Here is a 25,018-nt window from a genome sequence, read left to right as displayed (position 1 = left end):
GACGCCGGTCGGCCGGCCGCGCGGCGCCGGGCGCCCGTCAGCCGACGTAGCGCTCGCGCAGCCGGACGCGCTGCAGCTTGCCGGTGGGCAGCCGCGGCAGTTCCTCGACGAACTCGATCGTGCGCGGCACCTTGAAACCGGCGAGCCGCTCGCGGCCGAACGCCTGCAGCACGGCCGCGAGCTCCGCCCCGACGACCGCCTCGGCAGTCGGTTGGACCACGGCGAGCAGCCGCTGCCCCATCTCCGCGTCCGGCACGCCGATCACCGCGACGTCGGCGACGGCGGGGTGCAGGATCAGCACGTTCTCGATCTCCTGCGGATAGATGTTGACCCCGCCGGAGATGACCAGGTCGGTGCGGCGATCGGCCAGGTAGAGATAGCCGTCGGCGTCGAGATGGCCGAGGTCGCCGAGGGTCAGCCAGCCACGGTCGTTGTAGGCGGCGGCGGTCTTCTCCGGGTCGTTGTGGTACTCCATCCGGGTCGGGCTCTCGAAGAAGACCCGCCCGATCTCGCCCACGGGCAGCTGCGCGCCGTCGTCGTCGACGATGTGCACGACGCCGATGACGGCCCGCCCCACCGAACCGCGGTGGGTGAGCCACTCCTGCGAGGTGATCGCGCACATGCCGCCGCCCTCGCTGCCGGCGTAGTACTCGAAGACGATCGGCCCGAGCCAGTCGATCACCCGCTGCTTGACCTCCGGCGGGCAGGGGGCGGCGGCGTGCACAACCAGGCGCAGGCTGGCCAGGTCGAAGGCGGTGCGCTGCGCGGCGGGCAGCTTGAGCAGGCGGACGAACATCGTCGGCACGACCTGGACGTGGGTGACCCGGTAGCGCTCGATGGCCCGCAAGGCCTCGACGGGGTCGAAGCGCTCCATGAGGACGACCGTGCCGCCCAGGCGCTGGGTCGCGGTGCTCCAGCCCGTCGGCGCCGCATGGTAGAGCGGCGCCGGGCACAGGTAGACGCTGTCCGGGCCGAAGCCGAACGAGCCGACCATCGCGCGGTCGATGGCCAGGCCGGTGCCGAACGGGTCGAGCGGCAACGCCGGCTCGATGCCCTTGGGGCGGCCCGTCGTGCCCGACGAGTAGAACATGTAGATGCCCTCGACCTGGCCGGCGGGCTCGGCGTCCGGCTGGCCGGCGAGGGTGGCGCGGTGGTCGAGGATGCCCTCGGCGAGCTCGGCCGGGCCGGCGTCGATCATGACGATGTGCTCCAGCCGCGTGGCCGACTCCCGGACGCGCTTGACGATCGGGGCCAGCTCGGCGGAGGTGAACAGCACCCGCGCCCCGCAGTCGTCGACGATGTGGGCGGTCTCCTCGGCGGTGAGGTGCCAGTTGACCGGCGTCCAGTACAGGCCGCTGCGCTGCGCGCCCCAGGCGACCTCGAAGTACTCGGGCCGGTTCGGTAGCAGGATCGCCACGTGATCGCCGGGACGCAGACCATAGCCGGCGAGCAGGTGCGCGACCTGCCGGCTGCGGCTTTCCAGCTCGCCGAAGGTGAGCTGCGCGCTGCCGTCGGCCATCACGACGGCCAGCCGGTCCGCCGGATGCCGGGACGGCTCGCCGAGCATCGCCGCAGCCTCTGGCATGTGACCCTCCCTGTCGACCGTCCCGCTGGCACGGACCGCAATGCGCCCTTTACGTAGTAAACGATGTTAGGGCGGTCACATGCCAAGTCAAGCGGGTCTGCTCACCCGACATATCCGGAGGTAGGAGCACCACAGGCCCGCGGCACAGGCAGCACCGAGACGGCCGAGGACTCGGCGGGCCGTCCCCCGGCGGGCGGGTCGACGCCGGGCCGGGCACCGCCGGGCCGGGCACCGCCGAGCGGTGCGTCGGCGGGCGGTGCGTCGGCGGGAGCGGCACGCAGCCAGCGGGTGATCTCACCGGGCGGCAGCGGCGGCGCGAACAGGTAGCCCTGGGCACTGTCGCATTCGACCTGCCCCAGCCCCTCGGCCTGGGCGGCGGTCTCGACGCCCTCGGCCGTCACCGTCAGGCGCAGCGAGTGGGCGAGCTCGACGAGCATCCGCACGATCTTCTCGCCGTCGGGGTCGTGCCCGCGCGCGGAGGCGAAGCCGTCGACGAACGGCCCGGCAAGCTTGAGCGTGTGCACCGGCAGCCGGCGCAGGTAGGCGAGGTTGGAGTAGCCGGTGCCGAAGTCGTCGATGGCGATGCGCACGCCCATCGCCGCGAGACCGTCCAGGGCCCGCGCAGGCTCGCCGGCCGTGCCCATCAACGCGCTCTCGGTGAGTTCGAGCTGGAGCAGTTCGGGCGGCAGCCCGGTCTCGTCGAGGATTCGCCCGACCTGGTCGACCAAGTCGGTCTCGTGGGTCTGGCGAGCGGTGAGGTTCACGCTGACAAAGGGCGCGCCCGCGCCGTCCGGACGCAGCTCACGCCAGCGGGCCGCCTGCCGGCAGGCCAGCTCCAGCACCCGACGGCCCAGCGGGACGATCTGGCCCGTCTCCTCGGCCAGGCCGATGAACGCCTCCGGACCGAGCAGCCCGAACCGGGGATGCCGCCAGCGGACCAGCGCCTCCACCCCGATCATCACCCCGCCAGCCCAGCCGGACCCGCCGGACCCGCCGGCCACCCCAGCCCCGCCGGCCACTCCAGCCCAGCCGGCCCGAACGCGGCCAGACTGTTCGCCGAGGGTGACGATCGGCTGGTAGACGACGATGAACTGGTCCCGCTCCACGGCGCCGGGCAGCATCGTCGACAGGGTGTGCCGGGTCACCTGGCGCGCGTTGCGCTCCGCGTCGAAGACGGCCCACCGCCCCCGCCCGGCGTCCTTCGCCTGGTACAGGGTGATGTCCGCGGCGCGCAGCAGATCGGCGAGGTCGCCGTCGGCCGCGGGTCGCTCGACCAGGCCCATGCTCGCGCCGATCGACAACGACTGGTCGCCGACCCGGACGGGCTCCGCCAGCGCCGCGAGCACGGCGCGGGCGGTGGCGGTGACGTCGTCGATGCCGGCCGTGTCGGCGAGGAGGACGACGAACTCGTCCCCACCCATCCGGACGAGCAGCTGGCCCGGGGGCAGCGCCGCGGTGAGCCGCCCGGCGACCGCGACGAGCAGCCGGTCGCCGGCGTCGTGCCCGAGGCTGTCGTTGACCGCCTTGAACCCGTCGAGGTCGATGAAGCACAGCCCGAGGCGTCGGTCCGGCTCGGCGGCCATCAACTCGGTGACCCGTTCGGCGAGCACCGTCCGGTTGGGCAACCCGGTCAGCGGGTCGTGCCGGGCCTGCCGGTGTAAGCGGCCCTGTAACCGGTGACGTTCGGTGACGTCCACAATCATCGAGAGCTGGATCTCGCCACGTCCGTCGGCCTGGCGCAGGCAGGTGGTGGTCAGCTCGGCCCGCACCGTGGCGCCGACGGGCCCGGCGAAGCGCAGCTCCGTGCGCAGGTGCGCCGGTCCGGCGAGCCGCTGGGCAGCGTGGGCGTCGCGCAGACCGGCGGCGTCGTCGGGATGCGCGAACTCGTGCAGCGCCCGACCGTGCACCCGGTGCGGGGCGACGGCGAGCATCTGCAGGAAGGCGTCGTTGGCGTCGACGATCCGCCCGGCGGCGTCGGCGAGCACGATCCCGATCGCGGCCCCGTTGAAGATCATCTGGAACCGGGCGTCGGTGGCCAGGTGGGCGGCGCGGTGGATCGAGTCCTGGCCGGCGAGGATTCGCTCGCGCAGGGCGCGGGTGTATCCGTGCGCCAGGGCTCCCTGCAGGGCGGCGACGCGGCCGGTGAGCTCGCCATCCGCGTCGAGGCCCAGCTCGGGAAGCAGCCGGGCGCCGCAGACGCGGATCGTGGCGGCCAGCGCGTCCGCGGCGCCGAAGGTGTAGTCCGCGATGGCGGCCCCGACCGCGGCCGGCTCCCCGGCAAGCGGTTCGTCAGCGAACGGCTCCTGAGCGAACGGCTCGTCAGCGAACGGCTCGTCAGTGGGCGGCTCATCAGTGGGCGGCTCGTGAGCCCAGGGCTCGTCGAGCAGGGCATCGACGAGCCGCTCGGTCAGGCCGAGCAGCCGCTCCTCCACGGCGAGCAGGCCGGTGGCCGGGTAGCTCGCACCGACGATGGCACGCGCCCACACCCGCGCGAAACGCACCACCCCGCGGCTGCGGGCAGCCGGGGACAGGTACCTCTTCTCCACGCCTGTCGGATGGACTACCGACGGCCGACGGCGGCCAGCGCCACGGCCCGGCTCGGATCGGCGGCCAGCGGGTCGCGCCCGCCGTGCGCCTCGTCCGGCCGCCAGGACGGCAGGTAGACCAGCCCCGGCTCGACCAGGTCGTAGCCGGCGAGCAGGGCGGCGATCGTCGCCCGGGACCGCGGGGTGACCCCGGTCGGCGTCGACTCGTACACCTTGCCCGCGCCGTGCACCTGCTCGGCCCGCTCGTCGGCGGTCACGTGGGACACCGCCAGGTAGCTGCCGGGCACCGTCGCCGCCCGGAAGGCTTCGATGATCCCGGCCGGGTCGTCGCCGTCGGCGACGAAGTGCAGCACGGTGACCATCAGCACCGCGACCGGCCGGGAGAGGTCGAGCAGCCCGGTGACCTCGCTCGACCCGAGGATGGAGGCCGGCTCGCGGATGTCCGCCTGCAGCACCGTGGCCAGCGGGTTGTCGGCGAGCAGCATCCGGGAGTGGACGACCGCCACCGGGTCGATGTCCACGTAGACGACCCGCGCCTGCGGGTTGATCCCCTGGGCGACCTCGTGCACGTTGCCGACGGTCGGCACGCCCGAGCCGAGGTCGAGGAACTGGGTGATCCCCGCCTCGGCGGTGAGGAAGCGGACCGCCCGGTGCAGGAACAGCCGGTTCGACCGCGCCACCAGCGGGCCGTCCGGGAACGCGGCGATCACCGCCTGGGTGGCCTCCCGGTCCGCGGCGAAGTTGTGCGACCCGCCGAGCGCGTAGTCGTACATCCGCGCGGCGCTCGGCCGATCGACGTCGACACCCGCGGCCCACCCGGGCGTTTCATCCATCATCCGCTCATCCCCTGCCCGGTCCGATCGACGACCTAACGTGAGTGAATTGTCCACCACCGCAGCCTTCGTCACCACGCGGGGTATTGCCGATTACGCAGAACGGACACCTCACGTCCGGATCGCCCGGCCCGTCACCCCACCCACAGGTGCACTCACCTGCGCGAAGCAGACATCGAGCCCCGACGGCCTGCGCGCCACGCCCACGATGTGCGCGCTCGTCCCGAGCATCGAGGGTTCGGCTTCGGTCAGAACGAGCTCGCGCGCAGGCGATCGCTGGAATCAACCCCGTGACCTGAACCCGGGCCCGCCACGTCCCGCTCAGGCCGAGGGGACCATGACGATGCGGCCGGAGACGTCGCCCGCGCGCAGGCGGTCGTAGGCGGCGGGCATGCCGGCCAGCGGGACGGTCTCGACGTGGGCGCGGATCAGGCCGGCGCGGGCGAGGTCGAGGACCTCGAACAGTTCGCCGCGGGTGCCCCAGTACGGCAGCGAGACGTCAACGTCGAACGGCACCGTCCCGAACCGGAACGGCAGCGCCCCGCCGGCCAGGCCCACGACGGTGATCCGTCCCTCGGCCCCGACGGCAGCCGCGGCGGTGGCCATCGTCGCGGCGCTGCCGACCATGTCGAACACGGCCTGCGCGCCCAGTCCGCCGACGGTCTGCGCCCGGATCGCGGCGGCCGCGTCCTCGCCCGCCGGCACCGCCGCGTGCGCGCCGAGAGCCAGCGCCTGGACGAGCTTGCCCGGGGCGACGTCGACGGCGACGACGCGGGCCGAGGTGATCGCCCGCAGGATCTGGATGCCGAGGTGACCGAGGCCGCCGGCCCCGATCACCACCGCGGTCGAGCCCGGCCCGAGCAGCGGCAGCGCCTTGCGGATCGCGTGATACGGGGTGAGCCCGGCGTCGGTGAGCGGCGCGGCGGCCACCGGGTCGAGGTCGCCGAGCGGGACGAGGTGGCGCACGTCGTCGACGAGCAGGTACTCGGCCATACCGCCGTCCCCACCGAGGCCCGGGCCACCCATCCCGTGGGTGACCTCGCAGTACTGTTCGGCGCCGCGGGCGCACGCTCGGCAGTGCCCGCAGCCCCAGGGCCCGTAGACGGCGCAGGCGTCACCCACCCGCACCGCGCTGACCCCGGCGCCCACGGCGTCGACCCAGCCGGCGGACTCGTGGCCGAGGGTGAACGGCAGGCGCAGACCCTGCCCGACCATCTGCTCCGCCGGCCATTCCATCAGGTGCAGGTCGCTGTGGCAGGCACCGGCGGCGGCCACCCGCAGCCGCACCTGACCCGGCCCGGGGACGGGGTCGGGCACCTCGACGAGCTCGGGAGCCGACTGGTGACGGGTCATCCGCAGCGCGCGCAACGAGCCCCCCTCGCCCTGGCCCGCGGCCCTCGCGAGCACCAAGCCCATCCTCGTCCCACCGATGGCCAGACGCGATGGCCAGACCCGATGGCCAGACGCGATGGCCAGACCCGAAGGCCAGACGCGCGCCCCGGCCAGACGCCCGCCGCCGAGCCGAGGCCGCTGCGACGCTGGGGAGCGCCGGCTGGGGGACGCCGGGCTCGAGCCGTCAGACCGGGGCCACCGGCCCGGCGTTGCCGCCCAGAGGCTGCACCTCGGCGTCCGGGCCAGGGTAGACAAAGGTGGCGTGGCCGCCGTCGCCCCATCGGACCAGGTAGGGCGGGTCACCGGCAGGCGAGTGGACCTCCAGGATCTCCCCGCCGCACGGCGGCCGGCCGGGGTTGGGCGGCGACACGACCAGCCGGTCGCCGACGGCTGCCCGCCAGCGGCCGAGCCGGGGCTCGGGTAGCCAGGTGACGGTCTTCGGGCCGGGCAGCCCGCCCTCGTGCAGGGAGCGCGGGGTCTCGGCGGCCACCGCCGCGGCGAGATCGGCCAGTCCCGGCAGGTCCGCGAGTTCGGCGGTCGGCTCAGGGCCGGCCGCGGCGACCGGCGTGGGCGCGCCCATTCCGGAGCCACCGGCGGCCCGACCGGCCGGCACCGCGGCGAACGCCGGGGCCGCGACGACATCGTCGAGCGCGATCAGGCCGACCACCCGGCCGTTGTCGGTGAGCGGCAGTCGCCGGACGGTGTGCTCGCGAAACATGCGGACCACGTCGGCGGGGTCGGCGTCCACGTCCAGGGTGACGACGCCGCGGGTCATCACGGCCTCGACCCGGCCGTCGAAGGGGATGCGCCGCCGCAGCGACCGCAGCGCCAGGTCCCGATCGGTGACGATCCCGACGAGGTCCTCGCCGTCCATGACCAGCAGTGATCCCACCCCCTGCACGTCCATCCACCGGGCGGCCTCGACGATGGTCATCTCGCGGGGCACCGTGACGGGCTTGTGACGGGGAAACCGCACACCGGCCATTGCTCCTCCTCCGCCCTGCGCGCCTGTGCGCAGTCGTGTTCGGCTGTTGGCTGGCTCCAGCCTCCGGCATGAACAACGCCCAGGTCAGTGCCGTTCGACCCGAACCGGGACGCCGGAGGTCACCACGACCGAGGCCGACCCGACCGGATACGGACGGACGACGTCGGAAACGAGGGAGCGGATGTGGTCCAGCACGGTGTCGAGAGCGACCCGCAGCGGCGCCACCTCGCGGCGGGTCCGGGCGAGCAGCAGACCGCCCTGCACCGCGGCGAGCAGGGTGAGGGCGAGACGGTCCGGATCCGCCTCGTCCCGCAGCTCGCCCCGGGCGCGCATGGCCGCCAGACCCTCCCGGATGGCGGCCTCCCAGCGGGCGAACGCCGCCGCCAGGGCCTCGCGGGCGACCGGATCCGCATCGGCGAGCTCGCTGGCCAGCGACCCCAGCGGGCAGCCGCCGCGCAGATGCAGACCGAGGTGAAAGTCGACGAGCGTGTCCGCCCAGGCCGCCAGCCCCGCCAGGCTGTCCAGCCGGCTGAACAGCGGCTGCTGGAAGGCGAGCACGGCCTCGGTCTGGTAGGCGACCACGGCGCGGACCAGCGCGTTCTTGTCCTCGAAGTAGTGGTAGAGCTGCGAGCTGCTCACCGAGGCGGCGACGCGGACGTCCTCGGTGCTGGTGCCGGCGACGCCCCGGGCGTACATGAGCTCGGCGGCGGCCGCGACGATCCGCGCCCGGGTGGCCTGGCCCTTGCGGGTGATCCGGCGACCGTCCTGGCCGCCGGCACCGCCGGCACCGCCGGGGACGGGTGGGTTCATCGACGAACCCTACCTCTCTGGAGCCCTCACTCCAGAATCCAGCGGCAGGGCGAGGAGCGTCGGTTCCGCGTCCCGGTCCACCTGGCGGCCGGGGACGGTGAGTCGGTGACGCAGGCCGGTCGCGGCGAGGACGATCGCGGCGGCCATCGCGTAGGAGGTCACCCGCAAGGTCCAGGCATCGCCGGGTAGATCGGTGAACAGCGAGAGGTAGACGGGATGGGCGGCGGCGGCCACGGCGAGCCACTCCAGCCGCCCGGCGACGACGGCGAGCGCCGCCAGCAGCACGCCATACCAGGGCTGCACCGGCGTGGCGACGAGGAACGCCGCACCCACCGTCCACAGTGCGGCCCGTTCGGGGGGCACCCGGTCGGGGTCGGTACGCCACACCGCCACCGTCACCGCCGCGAGCACCGCCACCGCCACCGCCTTCGCGGCCGACCCGCCGAGGTGCAGCACGCCGACGAGCAGCAGGAACCGCGCGCCCTGGCCGTAGCCCTCGACGTCGAGGTACTGCGGGAGGAAGCCGAGCACGCCGGTGCCGACGGCGAGCAGGTGCGGCAGATACGCCAGCCCGACGACCCCGGCCGCGGCACCGACCAGCGCCACCGGGCGACGCCGGGCGGCGGCCGGCAGCAGCAGCGCCGGGTACAGCTTCACCGCCACCGCGGCGCCGAGCAGCGCCCCGGCCGCCGCCGCCCGCCACCGTGACGGCGACGCCGGCTGCGGCGAGGACGGCTGCGGCGAGGACGGCTGCGGCGAGGACGAGGGTGCCGCCGGCGGGCGGGCGGAGCGGCGGGTGAGCACGGCGAGGCCGGCCAGCGCGAGCAGGGCCCCGAGGACGTCGACGTGCGCGTCCGAGCCGACCTCCAGGCCGGCGAGGGGCGACAGCGCGTAGAACGCCGCGTACCGGGGATCCCGACCGCGGGTGGTGAGCATCCGCATCACCAGACCGGTCAACGCCAGCGACAGCAGCGAGCCGTAGAGCTGGAGCTTGTGCTCCCGCGGCGGGCCGGGCAGGTAGTGCACGGCGGTGAAGTACGCCTGCGCCACCGGCGGGTAGATGGTGTGCGCCCGCGGGTAGTTGAGGCGGATGCAGTGCGGGCCCCGCTCGATCGCCGCGCAGCCGGCGGCATCGGGGAACAGCCACTGGTCGCGCAGCCCGGCCAGGTGCGGGTCCAGGGGGCCGTAGCGGTAGGGGTCGACGCCGGCGGCCTGCACCCGGCCGTCCCAGGCGTAGCGGTACAGGTCGTCGGAGAGCTGGGGCGGTCCGGTCGCCGCGACCGCGTGCACGGCGAGGATCCCGGCCAGCAGCATGCCGGCGGCGGCCCGCCGGTTCGCCGTCCGCACCAGTGACGCGGCCGTCGCGATTCCGAGGACCCACCACACCAGCACCCCGGGCAACACACCGGCCCGGCCGGGCAGGTAGCCGGGGACCGCGCGGACGGCGAGCTGCGTGGCGAGCACCCCCGCCAGCCCGACGCCCGCACCGATCAGGGCACGGTCCGGGCGGCTTCGCGACACGGCGGCGGCTGACGGCATGCGCCGAGCCTCGCAGGACAGCGGCGGGATGCCCGGGTGTCGAGGCGCGGTTCCTCGTTCCGTAAGGCGACGATCAGGCCGGATTCCGGTTGCGGCGACCTACGTTGCCTCTCGTGCAACGGTTTTCCCGCGTGTTCGTCGGCCGGCCGACCGATGGGGCCCGCCTGCTTTCCACAAGACTGCCGGAACCACCGGAGGCGATGCGCCGCGGCCCGCTGCGGGCTGGGGCGTTCCCGAGCACGCTGCATGATCCGCGAGTGGCGTCGCTGCTGGGCATCGCGCTCGGGATCACCTTCGGAACCTGTTTCCTGACTGGGCTCGTGTCACATTTCATGCAACATCCGCCGGACTGGCTGCAATGGCCCTCCCGGCCGGTCTGGCTGTACCGGGTCACGCAGGGTCTGCACGTCACGACCGGTCTCGCCAGCGTCCCGTTGCTGCTAGTGAAGCTGTGGACGGTGTATCCGCGGCTGTGGGAATGGCCGCCGCTGCGATCCGTCGGGCATGCCCTTGAACGACTCACGATCGTGCCGCTGATCGCCGGTGCCATATTCCAGCTCGCGTCCGGAATCGCGAACATCGCACAGTGGTACCGGTTCCGTTTCTTCTTCACCGTGACCCATTACTGGGTCGCCTGGATCATCATCGGCGCCCTGGTCGTGCATATAGCCGCGAAACTGACCGTCGTGCGCGCGAACGTGGGCCGGAATCGATACGAGGACCTTCCCCACGCAGGCATGCAGGACGCTGGCCCGCCGACCGGCGGGCTCACCCGCCGCGGGCTGGCGGTGGCGACCGGCACCGCGGCGGCCGTCATCGTCGCGACGACGGCCGGCCAGTCGGTTCCGGCGCTGGCACCGCTCGACCTGCTCGCCCCCCGCCGGCCCGACCTCGGCCCGCAGGGGCTCCCGGTGAACCGGACCGCGCGGGCCGCCCGGGTCGCCGCCGCGGCCCGCGATCCGGAGTACCGGTTGGAGGTCGTCGGCGTCCGGCGGGTCGTCTACCACCTCGCCGAGGTGCACGCGCTGCCCCGCCACACCGTGCGGTTGCCGATCACCTGTGTCGAGGGCTGGTCGGCGGACGCGACCTGGCACGGCCCCCGGCTGCGCGACCTGCTCGACGCGGCGCTCATCCCCGTCGACGCCACCGTCCGGGTCGAGTCGCTGGAGGCGCGCGGCGGCTACCGCGCCAGCGAGGTGCGCCCCGCTCACGCCCGGGATCCGCTGACCCTGTTGGCCACCGGCCTCGACGGCGCCGACCTCGACCTCGACCACGGCTACCCGGCCCGGCTCATCGCGCCCGACCGGCCCGGCGTCCTGCAGACGAAGTGGGTGCACCGGGTGGTGATGCTGTGACGAGCGGCGGCGGCAGGAGCGGGCCGAGCGTCGGCGGGCTCGCCCTGCGGGTGGTGCTCGCGGCGGCGGGGCTCGCGGCCCTGGGCTACGGCGTCGACGGTCTGCTGTCGATGTCCCGGGCGACGCGCCCGACGAACGCCGGTGCCTGGCTGATCGGCGGGATCGTCGTCCACGACGCGCTGTTGGTGCCAGCAACGATGATCGTGGGCTTCGCGCTCAGCCGACTCGTCCCGGCGCCCTACCGCGCCGTCGTGCAGGGCGCGCTTGTCGTCAGCGGATCGGTGGCGCTGGCGTCGCTGCCGCTGTGGCGTGGCTACGGCGGATCCGCGGACAACCCCTCGGTGAACCCGCTGGCCTACGGCCGCAACCTCGCCATCGTCCTCGGCGCGGTCTGGGCCGGCGCCGCGCTCATCATGGCCGTCCGGGCGGTGGCGGCGCGGCGCGGGCGTCCGGGCGTCAGCCGTGGCCCAGGGCGGCGAAGTGGCGACCGGCGCTCTGCCAGGACCCGGCGACGAGCAGGCCGGCGGCCGGCGCGAGAACGGCCAGCTCGTCCAGGCTGACCAGACACCAGGCGAAGGGCTTGGAGATGCGACCGGTGGCGTCCTCCAGCCGGAGCCGGACGGGCCCGGTCGGAGTTCCCGGCGGCTCGACCTCGACGAGCACCTGGCCGGTCGGGGCGAGCAACTGCCCGGCGCGGCGCAGCAGGCGCACCGGATCCCCGCCGATGCCGATGTTTCCGTCGGCCAGCAGCAGCGCGACCCAGCGACCCTCGGCCGGCAGCCGGCCGAACACGTCGCGCCGCAACGCGACGGCCCCGGCCTGCCGGCTCAGCCGCACGGCGAGCGGCGCGACGTCGATGCCGAGCGCCGGCACCCCGCGGGCGGCGAGCGCCGCGGCCAGCCGTCCGGGCCCGCAGCCCACGTCGAGGGTCGGCCCCGCGCAGCGCCACAGCAGGGACAGATCCCCGGCCGCCAGCGCCCCACCACCACCAGCGGCACCGGCTCCGGCAACACCCCCGACAGTGACACCGCTCAGGGCGGCCACTGCCTCGGGCTCGGAACGCGGCGGGAGGGTGCCCCGCCACCGGTGCACCGGCAGCGGGATGCGCCGCCCGTCCGGATGGTGCGCCCATAGCCGGCCGGCGGTGGAGCGCAGTCCCGCCTCGTAGATGTCAGTCGGTTCCCATCCATCGCCCGCCGCGGTCACCATTCCCGCGGTCGCCTTTTCCGCGGTCGCCGTTCCCGCGGTCGCCGTTCCCGCGGTCGCCTTTTCCGCGGTCGCCTTTTCCGCGGTCACCGTGTCGCGGCAGCGGTCGCGGACGCGCCGGGTGCCTGCCGAGCGTCCAGATCGGCGCGGGTGTCCGCCGCGCGCCATGCCGCGGCGAACCGGCCACCGGGGACAAGCCGGGCGACCGCCGTCGCGTCGGCCGCGGTGTCGACGTCCCGCAGCGTCGGCAGCACCGTCACGTCGAGGCCGGCGGCGCCAAGTCGGGCACGCTGGCGGGCGCCGGTGTCGGGGCGGGACGTGGGCACGCCGCGCAGGAGGTCGCCGTCGGGTCGGGCGAGGCCCAGGGCCCACCAGCCGCCGTCGGCCGCGGGGCCGAACACCGCGTCAGCCGAACGCAGTGCCTGGCAGGAGGCGGCCAGCAGGTCGGCGGTGAGCTGCGGCGTGTCCATGCCGATGAGCAGCGCCGGGCCGGTCTCGGCAGCGAAGGCGGCGGCCAGGCGGGCGTCGAACGGGCCGGTCGTCTGGGCCGCCACCGCCAGCCCGCCGAAGCCGCCGGCCGTGGCCAGCCACGGGCCGGCGGCGCCCTCGAGGACGAGCACGGGACGCAGGTCGGCGAATCCGGGCCGGACGGTGACCGCCGCGACGGCGGCGAGGGTGTCGGCGAGCGCCGCCGCCGCGACGGCCGCGGCCTGCTCCGGGCGCAGCGGCGGGGTGAGCCGGGTCTTCACCCGACCGGGCACCGGCTCCTTCGCCATCACGAGCAGCCTCACCGGATGCTCGCCAGCAGCGCCGACATGTCCCGGGCCGCGCGGGCGGCACCGAGCGGCGTCCCGGTGACCTTGGACCGGCCGATCCGGGGGGTGTAGGCGACGTCCGTCTCGGCGATGCGCCAGCCCGCCTGGGTGGCGCGCAGCAGCAGCTCCAGCGGGTAGCCGAAGCGACGGTCCGCGATCGACAGGCCGAGCAGATCGGCGCGTCGGGCGGCCCGCATCGGCCCCAGGTCGCGCACCGGCACGCCGCGGCGGCGCAGGCGGCGGGCGACGGCGGCGTTGCCGAGCCGGGCGGGCGGCGGCCAGGCCCGCAGCGAGGTCGGGCGGCGCCGGCCGAGGACCAGATCGGCGCGGCCGGCGGTCGGGTCGACCAGGTCGGAGGCGAGCAGGGCGACGAGGTCGGGCAGCCGGGCCGGGTCGAGCGAGGCGTCGGCGTCGCACACGCAGACGACGTCGGCGTCCGCGGCCAGCAGGCCGGCGTGCACGGCCGCCCCGTAGCCGCGCTCGGGCACGGCGACGACCGTCGCGCCCCGGCCACGGGCAACCTCGGCGGATCCGTCGCGCGACCCGTTGTCGGCCACGATCGCCCGGTAGCCCGCCGGGATCCGGTCGAGTACCCAGGGCAGCGCCCCGGCCTCGTCCAGGCAGGGCAGGACGACGTCCACCGACGTCCGGCCACCATCACTTTCCGTAAACATGATCAGGACTGTAGTGCCGGGCAACCATGATCGATCATTACGGAACGAGGACGGCCCTCGGCGAACGTCGGCCCGCTGACCTGGCTCATCGGTGCGACGGAGGCGGTCGGGAGCGCCGCCGACGGCGACTGGTCGGCCCCCGTGCGGACACCCGGCCATCCCCACCGTCCGCGGGACATTACGAAGCGGGGAACATCCGCGCCAGGCGGGGCGAGGGCGGCCCGGGCTGCCTATCGTGGCCGCATGGCCCGCGTCCTCGTCGTCGACGACGACGCCCTCGTCGCCGAGGTCGTCGACCGCTACCTGCGCAACGCCGGCTTCGACGTCGACCGCGCCGCGGACGGCCCGAGCGCCCTGCGCACCGCCGAGGCCCGGCCGCCCGACCTCGTCGTCCTCGACCTGATGCTGCCCGGCCTCGACGGCCTCGAAGTCTTCCGCCGGCTGACGGCCCGCCGACCCGTCCCGGTCATCATGCTCACCGCGCGTGCCGACGAGGCGGACCGGATCACCGGCCTGGAGGTCGGCGCCGACGACTACGTGACCAAACCGTTCTCCCCGCGGGAGCTGACCCTGCGGGTGCGGTCGGTGCTGCGGCGGGCGGCCGAAGCCGCCGCGGCCCCGGAGCCCGGCGTCCTGCGGGCCGGCGCCCTGGTCGTCGACCCGGCGGCGCGGACCGCGACCCGCCACGAGGTGCCACTCGGGCTCACCGTCCGCGAGTTCGACCTGCTGGCCTTCCTGCTGCGCCGGCCCGGCCACGCCTTCACCCGGGTCGAGCTGCTCGAACAGGTGTGGGGTTGGAGCTACGGCGACCCGTCGACGGTGACCGTGCACATCCGCCGGCTACGGGAGAAGATCGAGGACGATCCGACCGCCCCCCGCCTGCTCGTCACCGTGTGGGGCGTTGGCTACCGCTACGACGCCCCGCCGGCGGTGGCCGGAGCGGAGGCGTCGCCGGGCGACCCACGGCAGGCGGGATGAACGGCGGCGGTCCAGGGATCGCGGGGATGCGATGATCGCCGAGTTGGAGGTCGCGGGGATCGCGCTGGGCTGCTCGACGGCCGCGGCCGTCAGCGGCGTGCCGCTGCTGCTCACGCTGCGCCGCCGGCCGCTGTGGGCGATGGCCGCGGCGCTGTGCGTGTGGCCGATCGTCGCCGTCGTCGTGGGTGTCGCCGTGACGGCACGGATGATGTTCCTCTCCGATCACGACCTGCGCGTAGTCCTGATCGTCGTCGTGGTCTCGGCGGTGGTCGCCTCCGCCTTCGCGCTGCGCGTCGGGCGTCCGGTTGTGGCCGGGACCGGTGCCCTCACCCGGGCGGCGGCGAGCCTCGGCGATCCCGGCTACCGTGGCGCGGGGCGCGTCCCGACGACGGAACTCGCCACGCTCGCCGCCACGCTCGACGCCACGAACACCCGGCTGGTCGAGTCGCTCGCCCGCGAACGGGCCCTGGAGGCGAGCCGCCGGGAGCTCGTCGCCTGGATCAGCCACGACCTGCGGACCCCGCTGGCGGGGATCCGGGCGATGGCCGAGGCGTTCCAGGACGGCCTGATCACCGATCCCGAGACCACGGACCGCTACCACCGCCGGGTGCTCACCGAGGCCGAGCGGCTCACCGGGATGGTCGACGACCTGTTCGAGCTGGCCCGCCTGCAGGCCGGGGCGCTGCGGCTGAGCCTGGCAAAGGTGCGCGTCGCGGACGTGGTGTCGGACGCGGTCGCGGCCGTCGATCCGATCGCGCGGGCGCGCGGGGTCGTCGTGCGTGGCAGTGCCGACGACTCCGGCTGCGTCGACGCCGACGCCGTCGAGGTTGGGCGGGCCTTGACGAACCTGCTGGTCAACGCCATCCGGCACACCCCGGACGACGGAACGGTGGAGGTCAGCGCCACCATGGCCGCGGACCGCGCGTTGTTCGCCGTGGCGGACCGCTGCGGCGGTATCCCGCCGCAGGACCTCCCCCGGGTGTTCGACCTGGGCTTCCGCGGGGAGCCCGCGCGAACACCGGAGGGCGACGACGGGCCCGGGCAGCCGCGGATGCGCTCGGGCATCGGCCTGGCGATCGTGCGCGGGATCATCGAGGCGCACGGCGGCGCCGTCAGCGTGCACAACCAGCCGGGGGGTTGCCGCTTCGTCGTCGCCCTCCCGACGTCCTGACCGCCGCAGCGGGCGGGATGCAGCGCCGTCCGCGGATCGTAAGATCCGGCGGCGGCCGGCGCGGATAGCGTCGGCTCCATGCGGGTTCTCGTCACCGGCGGCGCCGGCTTCATCGGCTCCCACATCGTGGACGCGGCCGTCGCGGCCGGCGACGAGGTCAGGATCCTCGACGCCCTGCTGCCGGCGGTGCACCGGGTCGCCCCCGCGGTGAACGGCGGCGCCGAACTCGTCGTCGGCAATGTCACCGACCGCGGCCAGGTCGAGGCCGCGCTCGACGGGATCGACGTGGTGTACCACGAGGCCGCGATGGTGGGCCTGGGGGTGGACCTCGACGACCTGCCGGCGTACGCCGCAAACAACGATCTTGGAACGGCCGTGCTGCTCGCCGCGATGGCCCGTGCCGGGATCGGGCGCCTCGTGCTGGCCAGCTCCATGGTCGTCTACGGCGAGGGCGGCTACCGCTGCGCCGAGCACGCAGCGGTGCGCCCCGGCCCGCGGGTGCGCGCCGACCTGGACGCCGGGCGATTCGAACCGCCCTGCCCGCACTGCCACCGGCAGCTCGCGTCCGTCCCCGTCCGCGAGGACGCTCCGATCGATCCTCGCAACGTGTACGCGGCGACCAAGGTGGCCCAGGAGCACCTGGCCGCCGCCTGGGCGGCCGCAACCGGGGGCACCGTGATCGCCCTGCGCTACCACAACGTCTACGGCCCGCGGATGCCCCGGGACACCCCGTACGCGGGGGTCGCGTCGATCTTCCGCAGCGCCCTGGCGGCCGGACGTGCACCCCGGGTGTTCGAGGACGGCGGCCAGCTGCGGGACTTCGTCCACGTCCACGACGTTGCGCACGCCAACCTGCTGGCGGCACGCCGCCCGGACCGGCCCGGCCGCCTCACGGCCCTGAACATCGGCTCGGGGACACCGCGCACCGTCGGGGACATGGCCGACGCGCTGGCCCGTGCCGTCGGCGGCCCGTCGCCCGTCGTGACCGGCGGCTACCGGATCGGCGACGTGCGGCACATCGTCGCCTCATCGGTGGGCGCCGCCGAGCTGCTCGGCTACCGGGCGCGGGTAGGTTTCGCCGCGGGGATGGCGGCGTTCGCCCGCGACCCGCTGCGCGGCTGAGATCCCCACCGCCATCCCGGCCGGGCTCCCGGCCGTGGACGCGACGAGCACCCGCACGTCGGTGATCTCCCAGCGATCTCGGGCGACGGCCCTCACCGGGGACGCTCCGGTCGGCCACGCGCCGGGCCCGATCCCCGCGGCCACGGCCACCCCGACGGGACCATCGGCTGGGCCGGCGGCGACATCGGCGTCGGCGGCGGCCCGGGCATGGCGGCGCAGCGCCAGGACGACCATCGCCGTGCCGAGCATCGCGAACAGGATCCCGCCGAGCCAGACCGTCGGCACGCCGACCAGCTTCAGGCCGCTGAGCGAGATCACGACGACGAGCGCGGGCCGGATGATCCGGCTCGTCGCCGCTCCGGCGGAGATCCGCGCTCCCAGATAGACCCCGGGCAGGGAGCCGAGCAGCAGCGAACCGGTCAGGCCGAGCTGGAAGTCCCCGAACAGCAGGTGCCCCAGCGCCGCGGCGGCCACCAGGGGGACCGCCTGGGTGAGGTCGCTGCCGATGAGCTGGGAGGACCGGATGCGCGGGTAGAGGCCGAGCAGCAGCACGACGATGAGCGAGCCGGAGCCCACCGAGGTCAGCCCGACGACCAGCCCGCCGATGGCGCCGATCAGGACGGTCGGCAGCGGGCGGGGCCGGATGACGACCTCGCCCGCGGGCGCCGGCGGCCGGCCGCGGTCGACCAGGGACTTCGCCAGCATCCCCGCCGCCGCGAGGACGAGCAGCGCCCCCATGGCGACCTTGATCCGTTCCTGGACGGCGTCGGAGTCGCCCAGCGCCCGCAGGACGAGCACGCCGCTGAAGGCGGCCGGCACCGAGCCCAGGCACAGCCAGCCGACCAGGCCCCGGTGGACCGTGCCGCGACGGAGGTGGACGGTGGCGCCGACCGGCTTCATCACGGCCGAGGCGACCAGGTCGCTGGACACCGCGGCGAGCGGGTGGACGCCGAACACCAACACCAGCACCGGCGTCATCAGGGCGCCACCGCCCATGCCGGTCATCCCGACGACCGCGCCGACGACGAACCCCGCGAGGGTGATCAGGGGATCGAGATCCATACGACGCCCACCTTCCCTACCTGCACGATAGGCATCGTGAGCAATTCCCGCGAGGGGACGGCGGCCCGCGGCCAGGGGCGCTCGGGACGACCCCGGGGTCAGTCCACCGCGAGGCCGAGCGCGGTCGCGACGACGATGGCCTGCCAGGGATCGATGCGGGCACCCCGCAGCGTGACGGCCAGCGGATCCAGCGCGGACAGGTCGCTGCCGCGCAGGTCTGCCCCGGACAGGTCGGCCCCCTCCCACAGCGCACCGGAAAGATCATTGTCACGCAGTGTGGCGCCATCGCAGCGCGCACCCGTCAGGTCCGCCTCCCGCATCCGGACCCCGACGAAGGACGCGCGACTCAGTTTTGCCCGCGACAGACCAACAAAGGACCAATCCCCGCCGCCGACCTTCATGAGGTCGTGCGTGCATCCGTCGAACAGGCTGCCGGTGAACTTGCACGCGTCGAAGCTCGTGTCGAAGAAGGAGCACCGGACGAAGACGCAGTTGATGAAAGCGGTATCTGAATAACCCGATGCGTTGAACCGGACCCCGCGGAAGGTGCAGGAGTCCAGAACCGCGCCCGTGGTCGGCACCTCGGTCAGGTCGAGGTCGACGAAGGCGACGTGATCATGCTCCTGCCCAGACAGATCCCCGCCGACCTCGGCCAGGCTGCGGACGGTATGGTCGACCGCGGGCGCCGTCGGGCCGTATTTCCGAGCCGGCACGCGGCACCTCCCCAGCGACCGGTAGTGGGACCGGCCGCACGCGTCGATCAAGGTCCGGGCTAAGCCTACCGCCCGCCGCCGAGAGTGTGTTCCACGCCACATAGTCCGTGGTCGATGTTTCCGACTCGGAGGTGACGATGAACACGATCCACCGGCCGGTATACGGCGGAAAATAGTTGGTGGAGACCGACGTGCTATCGGGGATAAGGTCTCCGCGGCGCCAACGGGCACCGCTGGGAGTCAAAGGTTGAGCGGAGAAGGATCGTGAGCACGGACAGCGCCCGCACAGGGCATGCCGACGAACCGGAACGGCTCGAGGGGCGGCAGAGCTCCCCGCACCGCGTAGTGATCATTGGCTCGGGCTTCGGGGGCCTGTTCACCGCGCAGGCTCTTCGCAAGGCGCCCGTCGAGATCACCCTCGTCGCAAAGACCACCCATCACCTGTTCCAGCCGCTGCTCTACCAGGTGGCGACCGGCATCCTGTCGGAGGGCGAGATCGCCCCGACCACCCGCGAGGTGCTCAGCCGCCAGGAGAACGCCCAGGTCGTCCTGGGCGACGTGACCACGATCGACGTGAACGCGAAGACCGTCACGTCGCAGCTGCTCGGCCGGACGACGGTCCACCCCTACGACAGCCTCGTCGTCGCTGCCGGCGCCGGGCAGTCGTACTTCGGCAACGACCAGTTCGCCACGCACGCCCCGGGCATGAAGAGCATCGACGACGCCCTCGAGCTGCGCGGCCGGATCTTCGGCATGTTCGAGCTCGCCGAGGGCTCGACCGACCCGGCCGACATCGAGCGGCTGCTGACCTTCGTCGTCGTCGGCGCCGGCCCCACCGGCGTGGAGATGGCCGGCCAGATCGCCGAGCTGTCGCGCCGCACGCTGCGCCGCGACTTCCGCAGCATCGACCCCACCAAGGCCCGGGTCATCCTGCTCGACGCCGCGCCCGCCGTGCTCCCCCCCTTCGGGGAGCGGCTCGGCGCGAAGGCCGCCGACAAGCTGGAGAAGATCGGCGTCGAGGTGCAGCTCGGGGCCAAGGTCATCGACGTCGACGCCACCGGCATCGAGGTCGAGGACAGCGACGGCACCCGTCGCCGGATCGACTCGGTCTGCAAGGTCTGGGCCGCCGGCGTCGCCGCGAGCCCGCTCGGCAAGCAGCTCGCCGAGCAGACCGGCGCCGGCATCGACCGCGCCGGCCGCGTCGAGGTACTCCCCGACCTCACCCTCCCGGGCCACCCGGAGATCTACGTCATCGGCGACATGATGAGCCTCAACCGGCTGCCGGGTGTCGCCCAGGTCGCGATCCAGGGCGGCCGGCACGCGGCCAAGGAGATCAAGGCCTGGGTCGCCGGTAAGCAGACCGGGCACCCGTTCAAGTACAACGACAAGGGCAGCATGGCCACCATCTCGCGGTTCAGCGCGGTGGCCAAGATCGGCAACATCCAGTTCAGCGGCTTCTTCGCCTGGCTGGTCTGGCTGGCCGTGCACCTCGTCTACATCATCGGCTTCAAGCACCGCCTGACCACCCTGCTGCACTGGACGGTCAGCTTCATCGGCCGGGGCCGCTCGGAGCGCACGGTCACCCAGCAGCAGATCTTCGCCCGCGCGGCGTTGGAACGCCTCGGGGAGAACTTCGCCCCGTCGCTGCCGCCGAAGGCCGACGAGGCACCGTCCTGGACGGGCGCGGCCCGCACCCAGGTCCCGCCCCAGGGCACCGAGAGCCGGGAACCCACCCGGGTCTAGACCACTCGCGTCGCACGGCACAGGCCGCGCAGTCCGCAGCCGCACGCACCACCACACGACCGCCCGGTCGGACGAGCTCCCGCCGGGCGGTCGTCGTCCGTACCGTGACCTGGGCCAACAGTCGGCCGCAAGGCGCGATGACAATGCAGCGAGGCGGGATGACACCCGCCTTCCCGCGAGTGGGGACGTCAGCTGGCCGCGGCCGGGGCGGGGATCGCCGCCGTCGCCCGGGCGAGCAGCTCCCGCAGGGTGGCAAGCTCGGCGTCACTGAACGCGGCGGCGAGCCGCTCCTCGACCTCGAGTGCCGCGGCGTCGGCGCGCCGGAACAGCGCCTGGCCCGCCCGGGTCAGGCGGGTGACGAGGACCTGCGCGTGGTCGCCGGACGGCTGCCGCTCGATCAGCCCCTTCGCCTCCAGACCGGCCAGCACCACGGCCATCGTCTGCGGCGTGACGTTGCTCTGCCGGGCGACCCGCGCACCCGAGATGCCCGGAGTCTCGGCAATCGCGGCCATCGCCACGTACTGCGCGACGGTGAGGCCCAATGGCCGCAGCACCCTGGCCTTCTCCGCGATCAGCACCTGCTCGGCCCGCTTGATCGCCAGGCCGAGCCGCTCGGCCCTCGCGTCGACCGGGCGGGATCTGGCGGCCACGGCCCTCACTGCGCCCGCTCGACTCGCTGGGGTGGGCGACCCACGGATGGCCGGGACGGCCATACTGATCCGAGGCTACCGCGGATCGGAGGACCCATGACCGCCACCGAGCCAGGCAGCATCCCCGCCATCCCCGCCATCCCCCGCATCCCCAGCGCCTCGGTCGGCGCGGATGCGTCGCCGGGCACCGTCGGGCCGGCCACCATCCGGCGACCCGAATCCCCGGCCCCCACCTCCGAGGGAGCCGGCGCACCCCCCGCCAGTGCCGATGTTCCGCCGGCCCATCCGACGGACGGCGGCCCGCAGTCCCCCGCACCGGCCTCGGCCGCACGCGCGTCGTCCGGACCGATCCGATCCGGCGACCCCGCCGCCCGCCCCGCCGAGGACAGCGCCGCGCCTTCCGCCGCCCTCGAACGGCCCGCCACCATCGAACTGGCCGGGGCGAGCGACCCGCTCGGGGCGAGCGACCCGTCCACGGCTCGCGACCCGTCCGCGGCGAGCACGCTACCCGGGGCGATCCGGCTGCCGGACGGAGGCTGGATCCGACCGCGCGGGCTGCGTCACCCCCCGCCGCCCGGCCCTCACCCCGAGCGCGGCCTCTACCTGGGCGGCGCCCGGCTGCGGCGGCGGCATGACGGTCAGCTGACCTGGCCGCACGAGTGGATCGACTGGCCGGACTTTCTCCTCCCGCGCAATCCCGCGACGGCCGCCGCCCGCATCCGCGCGCTGCACGCGCACACGCAGACGTCCGACCGCATCGAGCTCGCCTGCGGCGGCGGCGTCGGCCGCACCGGAACCGTGCTCGCCTGCCTCGCCGTGCTGGCCGGCCTCTCCCCCGCGGACGCCGTCACCTGGACCCGGGCGCACCATCACCCGCGGGCTGTCGAGACCCCCTGGCAACGCCGCTGGATCGAGCGCTTCCCCACCCTCTGACAGTTCCAGCCGATCGCCCCCCGCCTCGGCGCATCGCACCCCCTCCAGCTCAGCCCGAACCGGCTCGCCCGGCGATCAAGGTGTTCCGCGGAACCGCGCTGCGCCATCGAAAGCGAGCCCGACCTCGCGATGCCCCCGCCCCCACGACCACTACGCGGCCTGACCTGCCGACGCCCGCAGACACGACAGGCGGGTTGCGATCCCTCCAGGAATGATCACGAACCGGATGGTGCGCTGTGAGCGGGCCGACGGTCGGGTTGCGATCCCTCCAGGGATGATCACGAACCGACCTCCGTGGACAGCTCATAGACCTGATCGCGTTGCGATCCCTCCAGGGATGATCACGAACCCCATGGTAAAGCCGCAGGTCGGAGAGGATACCTGCGGGGCGTGCGACATGATCGTTGCAGCGGTCCGGCAGTGATGCAACTGCCCAGGTCAGGGCATTGATCCTCGAGGGTGCAAGGAGGCGCTTTCCCCGACCTCGCGCGTTCGGTCTCACTTCCCCGTGCGGTCCAGGCCGCCGGGTCGGCAGGGCCCACCATCAAGGTACTGATATATCGTCGGGATATGACAGTCATTCCCGAGAGTCATCGTGATCTGCTGGAGCGGCCGCTGTTCGGGCACCTCGCGACGATCCGGCCGGACGGTACCCCCCAGGTGAACCCGATGTGGATGCTCTGGGACGGCACGTTCCTGTGGTTCACGAACACCACGACACGGCAGAAGTACCGCAACGTCACGGCGACGCCGCAGGTGGCGGTGTCCGTCAACGATCCGGAGGCGCCCTACCGGTACCTGGAGATCCGCGGCGTCGTCGAGCGGATCGACCCCGATCCGCTCGCCGAGTTCTTCATGCGGCTCGCCGACCGCTATGCGATGAAGCTCGACGGGCCGCCCGCGGATGCGCCGCACAGGGTGGCCTACGCGGTCCGGCCGACCGCGGTCAGCTTCCAGTAACCCGTCCGCCGGAAGAGCCGGCGCCGGTCCGACCTCCCGACACCGGTGCCCGCCGGCTGAGATCCGTTCCCGACCGCGTTCGCATCCCGCTCACATGCTGCTGTCGCATTGTGGGTCTGCCAGCGCGCCGCAGCGGCGCGCGACGCCGATCGGTCGGGCGACCGAGCGCGGGTCGCCCGGTCCAGGTACGGCGTGCGGGCGCCATCGGGAGAGGACGGCAGAGATGGGCAGGTTCCTGACGGGACGACGGGGTGCGGCCGTGGCGGCGGCGGGGCTGCTCGGGCTCGGGCTGGGGGTCGGCCTCGGGTTCAGCGGCACGGCCGCATCCGCCGCGCCGGCACCGGCATCGGCAGCGCAGACCGCCGCGGCGGCTCCGACCACCGCGGCGGCATCACCGACCACCGAGGACCACCCGAAGCCGGCCGAGGCACGCCGGCTGCGGCGCGAGTACCGGCTGGCCGAGCACGGCCTGCACGGCGAGGCGACCATCAAGACGGCCAAGGGCTTCCAGGTCGTCGCGGGGCAGCGGGGGAAGGTGACCGCAATCAGCGCGACCGCCATCAGCCTGACCAGCGAGGACGGCTACGCGGCCACGTACGTCATCGACGGCGACACGAGGTTCCGCGCCGACGGGAAGCCCGCGAAGGCCACCGACATCCACCCGGGCGCGACCGTCACCGTCCGCGCCACGGTCGCCGGCAACACGCGCACCGCGACGGCCGTCGCCGACCCCAAGGACTGAACTCTCGACGTCCTCCTCGGCCTGAAGGCCGAGGATTCCCGCATCTCGCGACAGGGGGTTCCCGCCTTACCAACAGATGCCTCCCCACTGGGAACGGGACTCAAGCGTGGCGGTCGGTGTCTGCACCACGCCGTCGAGCACCCGATACGAACGGACGCCGGACGTACCCGTTCGTCCCGGTCTCATACGATGGCCGATCGAGCGATCTGATCCATCACGACAGCCGCCGATCGGGATGATCCCCGCCCGGCGACCCGGCATCCCGGTCCGCCCCGTCCTGACCCGAGCCCGCCCTGCGGCGGCGCGGGTGGAACGCCGAGCCGCGTCCGCCGGGAGAAGGACGAGGCCAGGATGATCGACGGCGACGCCCACGTACGCACCAACCGGGCTCGGTGGAACGAGATCTCCGACGACTACCAGCGTCTGAACGCCCCGCAGATCCGCCGGCAGGCGTTCACCGGCGACATCTCCTGGGGGTTGTGGGCGATCCCGGAGTCCAGCCTGGGCGTGCTGGGCGAGGTCGCCGGGCGGGACGTGCTGGAGATGGGGTGCGGCGGGGGGCAGTGGTCGACGGCGCTGGTCCGCCGGGGCGCCCGCGCGGTCGGGCTCGATCTGTCGGAGCGGCAACTCCTGCACAGCCGCAAGCTCGCCGCGGACACCGGGCTGACCTTCCCGCTGGTGCAGGCGAGCGCGGAGTCGGTGCCCTTCGCCGACGAGTCGTTCGACATCGTCTTCGCCGATCACGGCGCGTTCTGCTTCGCCGACCCGCTGCGGGCGATGCCAGAGGCGGCCCGGGTGCTGCGCCCGGGTGGCCTGCTGGCCTTCAGCCACGTCAGCCCGATCTACGAGATCACCGTGCGGCCGGGCCGGGACACCCCCGGCACCCGCCTCACCCGGGACTACTTCGCGCTGCGCCTGCTACCCGAGGCGGACGGCCTGGTCAGCGCGAACCTGCCCTACGGCGCGTGGATCAGGCTGTTCCGGGACTGCGGCCTCGTCATCGAGGACCTGCTGGAGCCGCGCCCGCCGGCGCCGGCCCACGACGACCGCGGCGGGCAGCAGGTGTACGACGTGGAGGCCGCGGGCGGGTCGACCCGGGAGCGGGCCACGCAGCCCGAGCAGCCCGAGCGGGGGGACGAGGCGTGGGCCCGGCGCTGGCCGTCCGAGTGCATCTGGCGCCTGCGCAAACCCGCCCGCTGAGCCC

General features: G+C 74.0%; 23 protein-coding genes. 10 read left to right on the top strand and 13 right to left on the bottom strand.

Annotated features, from left to right (window positions below):
• Positions 1-37: 37 nt before the first annotated feature.
• The 7 genes from FRAAL_RS07095 to FRAAL_RS07065 form a co-directional block, all read right to left on the bottom strand.
• The gene (locus tag FRAAL_RS07095; protein ID WP_011602829.1) at positions 38-1,585 is read right to left on the bottom strand and encodes an acyl-CoA synthetase; all 1,548 of its coding nucleotides are present in this window, start codon (positions 1,583-1,585) and stop codon (positions 38-40) included.
• Positions 1,586-1,686: 101 nt separating this feature from the next.
• Entirely contained in the window at positions 1,687-4,131 is a 2,445-nt protein-coding gene (locus FRAAL_RS07090) for a putative bifunctional diguanylate cyclase/phosphodiesterase (RefSeq protein ID WP_011602828.1), read from the bottom strand.
• Positions 4,132-4,145: 14 nt separating this feature from the next.
• Entirely contained in the window at positions 4,146-4,967 is an 822-nt protein-coding gene (locus tag FRAAL_RS07085) for an SAM-dependent methyltransferase (RefSeq protein ID WP_231861551.1), read from the bottom strand.
• 318 nt (positions 4,968-5,285) lie between these two features.
• Positions 5,286-6,371, bottom strand: a complete 1,086-nt coding sequence (locus tag FRAAL_RS07080; RefSeq protein ID WP_231861550.1) for an NAD(P)-dependent alcohol dehydrogenase — start codon at positions 6,369-6,371, stop codon at positions 5,286-5,288.
• Between the two features lie 169 nt (positions 6,372-6,540).
• Positions 6,541-7,341: a DUF1918 domain-containing protein gene (locus tag FRAAL_RS07075; protein WP_011602825.1), complete on the bottom strand. Its 801-nt coding sequence runs from the start codon at positions 7,339-7,341 to the stop codon at positions 6,541-6,543.
• Between the two features lie 84 nt (positions 7,342-7,425).
• Positions 7,426-8,151, bottom strand: a complete 726-nt coding sequence (locus tag FRAAL_RS07070) for a TetR/AcrR family transcriptional regulator (RefSeq protein WP_011602824.1) — start codon at positions 8,149-8,151, stop codon at positions 7,426-7,428.
• Between the two features lie 9 nt (positions 8,152-8,160).
• Entirely contained in the window at positions 8,161-9,690 is a 1,530-nt protein-coding gene (locus FRAAL_RS07065) for a glycosyltransferase 87 family protein (protein ID WP_011602823.1), read from the bottom strand.
• A gap of 200 nt (positions 9,691-9,890) precedes the next feature.
• Between FRAAL_RS07065 and FRAAL_RS07060 the strand changes: the two genes are divergently transcribed.
• Entirely contained in the window at positions 9,891-11,045 is a 1,155-nt protein-coding gene (locus tag FRAAL_RS07060) for a molybdopterin-dependent oxidoreductase (protein WP_050997330.1), read from the top strand.
• The gene (locus FRAAL_RS07055; protein ID WP_011602821.1) at positions 11,042-11,605 is read left to right on the top strand and encodes a hypothetical protein; all 564 of its coding nucleotides are present in this window, start codon (positions 11,042-11,044) and stop codon (positions 11,603-11,605) included. Before FRAAL_RS07060 ends, FRAAL_RS07055 begins: the two co-directional genes overlap by 4 nt.
• Here the strand turns inward: FRAAL_RS07055 and FRAAL_RS07050 are convergent.
• The 3 genes from FRAAL_RS07050 to FRAAL_RS07040 are packed head-to-tail and all read right to left on the bottom strand — an operon-like array spanning position 11,502 to position 13,740.
• Positions 11,502-12,341, bottom strand: a complete 840-nt coding sequence (locus FRAAL_RS07050) for a methyltransferase domain-containing protein (RefSeq protein WP_231861549.1) — start codon at positions 12,339-12,341, stop codon at positions 11,502-11,504. The two genes, FRAAL_RS07055 and FRAAL_RS07050, sit on opposite strands and share 104 nt — an antisense overlap.
• Positions 12,338-13,027 (bottom strand): TIGR04282 family arsenosugar biosynthesis glycosyltransferase, encoded by a 690-nt coding sequence (locus FRAAL_RS07045; RefSeq protein WP_011602819.1) that lies wholly within the window; start codon positions 13,025-13,027, stop codon positions 12,338-12,340. The genes FRAAL_RS07050 and FRAAL_RS07045 overlap by 4 nt, the downstream gene beginning before the upstream one ends.
• An 11-nt stretch (positions 13,028-13,038) precedes the next feature.
• Positions 13,039-13,740, bottom strand: a complete 702-nt coding sequence (locus FRAAL_RS07040) for a glycosyltransferase family 2 protein (protein ID WP_041938955.1) — start codon at positions 13,738-13,740, stop codon at positions 13,039-13,041.
• A gap of 243 nt (positions 13,741-13,983) precedes the next feature.
• On the opposite strand from FRAAL_RS07040, the gene FRAAL_RS07035 reads away from it, so the two are divergent.
• The 3 genes from FRAAL_RS07035 (at position 13,984) to FRAAL_RS31430 (ending at position 17,011) form a co-directional block, all read left to right on the top strand.
• A complete protein-coding gene (locus FRAAL_RS07035; protein WP_011602817.1) occupies positions 13,984-14,718 on the top strand; it encodes a response regulator in 735 nt (244 codons plus the stop codon).
• Positions 14,719-14,749: 31 nt separating this feature from the next.
• Positions 14,750-15,889 (top strand): sensor histidine kinase, encoded by a 1,140-nt coding sequence (locus FRAAL_RS07030; protein WP_041938954.1) that lies wholly within the window; start codon positions 14,750-14,752, stop codon positions 15,887-15,889.
• A 78-nt stretch (positions 15,890-15,967) separates the two neighbouring features.
• Positions 15,968-17,011 carry an NAD-dependent epimerase/dehydratase family protein gene (locus tag FRAAL_RS31430; protein WP_011602815.1) on the top strand — a complete coding sequence of 348 codons (1,044 nt, stop codon included), beginning with the start codon at positions 15,968-15,970 and terminating at the stop codon, positions 17,009-17,011.
• Here the strand turns inward: FRAAL_RS31430 and FRAAL_RS07025 are convergent.
• The gene (locus tag FRAAL_RS07025) at positions 16,916-18,073 is read right to left on the bottom strand and encodes a sulfite exporter TauE/SafE family protein (RefSeq protein ID WP_011602814.1); all 1,158 of its coding nucleotides are present in this window, start codon (positions 18,071-18,073) and stop codon (positions 16,916-16,918) included. The two genes, FRAAL_RS31430 and FRAAL_RS07025, sit on opposite strands and share 96 nt — an antisense overlap.
• A gap of 98 nt (positions 18,074-18,171) precedes the next feature.
• Positions 18,172-18,786: a pentapeptide repeat-containing protein gene (locus FRAAL_RS07020; protein ID WP_011602813.1), complete on the bottom strand. Its 615-nt coding sequence runs from the start codon at positions 18,784-18,786 to the stop codon at positions 18,172-18,174.
• Positions 18,787-19,050: 264 nt separating this feature from the next.
• Between FRAAL_RS07020 and FRAAL_RS07015 the strand changes: the two genes are divergently transcribed.
• On the top strand, positions 19,051-20,529 hold the full coding sequence (locus FRAAL_RS07015) for an NAD(P)/FAD-dependent oxidoreductase (protein ID WP_011602811.1): 1,479 nt from the start codon (positions 19,051-19,053) through the stop codon (positions 20,527-20,529).
• Positions 20,530-20,717: 188 nt separating this feature from the next.
• On the opposite strand, the gene FRAAL_RS07010 is transcribed toward FRAAL_RS07015, so the two are convergent.
• On the bottom strand, positions 20,718-21,179 hold the full coding sequence (locus tag FRAAL_RS07010) for a MarR family winged helix-turn-helix transcriptional regulator (protein ID WP_011602810.1): 462 nt from the start codon (positions 21,177-21,179) through the stop codon (positions 20,718-20,720).
• 96 nt (positions 21,180-21,275) lie between these two features.
• Between FRAAL_RS07010 and FRAAL_RS34655 the strand changes: the two genes are divergently transcribed.
• The 4 genes from FRAAL_RS34655 to FRAAL_RS06990 all read left to right on the top strand — a co-directional run bounded on the left by FRAAL_RS34655 (position 21,276) and on the right by FRAAL_RS06990 (position 25,014).
• Complete coding sequence (locus FRAAL_RS34655; protein ID WP_011602809.1) at positions 21,276-22,112, top strand: phosphatase domain-containing protein; 837 nt, start codon at positions 21,276-21,278, stop codon at positions 22,110-22,112.
• A 570-nt stretch (positions 22,113-22,682) separates the two neighbouring features.
• Positions 22,683-23,072 (top strand): PPOX class F420-dependent oxidoreductase, encoded by a 390-nt coding sequence (locus tag FRAAL_RS07000; protein ID WP_011602808.1) that lies wholly within the window; start codon positions 22,683-22,685, stop codon positions 23,070-23,072.
• A 223-nt stretch (positions 23,073-23,295) separates the two neighbouring features.
• Positions 23,296-23,814: a DUF5666 domain-containing protein gene (locus FRAAL_RS06995; RefSeq protein WP_041938953.1), complete on the top strand. Its 519-nt coding sequence runs from the start codon at positions 23,296-23,298 to the stop codon at positions 23,812-23,814.
• Positions 23,815-24,165: 351 nt separating this feature from the next.
• A complete protein-coding gene (locus FRAAL_RS06990; protein ID WP_011602806.1) occupies positions 24,166-25,014 on the top strand; it encodes a class I SAM-dependent methyltransferase in 849 nt (282 codons plus the stop codon).
• The last annotated feature ends 4 nt before the right edge of the window (positions 25,015-25,018 follow it).

The organism is Frankia alni ACN14a, from assembly GCF_000058485.1.
GTDB lineage: Bacteria > Actinomycetota > Actinomycetes > Frankiales > Frankiaceae > Frankia > Frankia alni.
Note: the sequence above shows the minus strand (reverse complement) of the source record. Positions and strands in the feature narration are given on the sequence as shown.

Bases quoted from the DNA above. Each gene is read 5' to 3' on its own strand.
- FRAAL_RS07095 (WP_011602829.1), bottom strand. From the start codon at position 1,585: ATGCCAGAGGCTGCGGCGATGCTCGGCGAGCCGTCCCGGCATCCGGCG.
- FRAAL_RS07085 (WP_231861551.1), bottom strand. From the start codon at position 4,967: ATGATGGATGAAACGCCCGGGTGGGCCGCGGGTGTCGACGTCGATCGG.
- FRAAL_RS07075 (WP_011602825.1), bottom strand. From the start codon at position 7,341: ATGGCCGGTGTGCGGTTTCCCCGTCACAAGCCCGTCACGGTGCCCCGC.
- FRAAL_RS07070 (WP_011602824.1), bottom strand. From the start codon at position 8,151: ATGAACCCACCCGTCCCCGGCGGTGCCGGCGGTGCCGGCGGCCAGGAC.
- FRAAL_RS07065 (WP_011602823.1), bottom strand. From the start codon at position 9,690: ATGCCGTCAGCCGCCGCCGTGTCGCGAAGCCGCCCGGACCGTGCCCTG.
- FRAAL_RS07060 (WP_050997330.1), top strand. From the start codon at position 9,891: ATGCGCCGCGGCCCGCTGCGGGCTGGGGCGTTCCCGAGCACGCTGCAT.
- FRAAL_RS07045 (WP_011602819.1), bottom strand. From the start codon at position 13,027: ATGGCGAAGGAGCCGGTGCCCGGTCGGGTGAAGACCCGGCTCACCCCG.
- FRAAL_RS07040 (WP_041938955.1), bottom strand. From the start codon at position 13,740: ATGTTTACGGAAAGTGATGGTGGCCGGACGTCGGTGGACGTCGTCCTG.
- FRAAL_RS07035 (WP_011602817.1), top strand. From the start codon at position 13,984: ATGGCCCGCGTCCTCGTCGTCGACGACGACGCCCTCGTCGCCGAGGTC.
- FRAAL_RS07030 (WP_041938954.1), top strand. From the start codon at position 14,750: ATGATCGCCGAGTTGGAGGTCGCGGGGATCGCGCTGGGCTGCTCGACG.
- FRAAL_RS31430 (WP_011602815.1), top strand. From the start codon at position 15,968: ATGCGGGTTCTCGTCACCGGCGGCGCCGGCTTCATCGGCTCCCACATC.
- FRAAL_RS07025 (WP_011602814.1), bottom strand. From the start codon at position 18,073: ATGGATCTCGATCCCCTGATCACCCTCGCGGGGTTCGTCGTCGGCGCG.
- FRAAL_RS34655 (WP_011602809.1), top strand. From the start codon at position 21,276: ATGACCGCCACCGAGCCAGGCAGCATCCCCGCCATCCCCGCCATCCCC.
- FRAAL_RS07000 (WP_011602808.1), top strand. From the start codon at position 22,683: ATGACAGTCATTCCCGAGAGTCATCGTGATCTGCTGGAGCGGCCGCTG.
- FRAAL_RS06995 (WP_041938953.1), top strand. From the start codon at position 23,296: ATGGGCAGGTTCCTGACGGGACGACGGGGTGCGGCCGTGGCGGCGGCG.
- FRAAL_RS06990 (WP_011602806.1), top strand. From the start codon at position 24,166: ATGATCGACGGCGACGCCCACGTACGCACCAACCGGGCTCGGTGGAAC.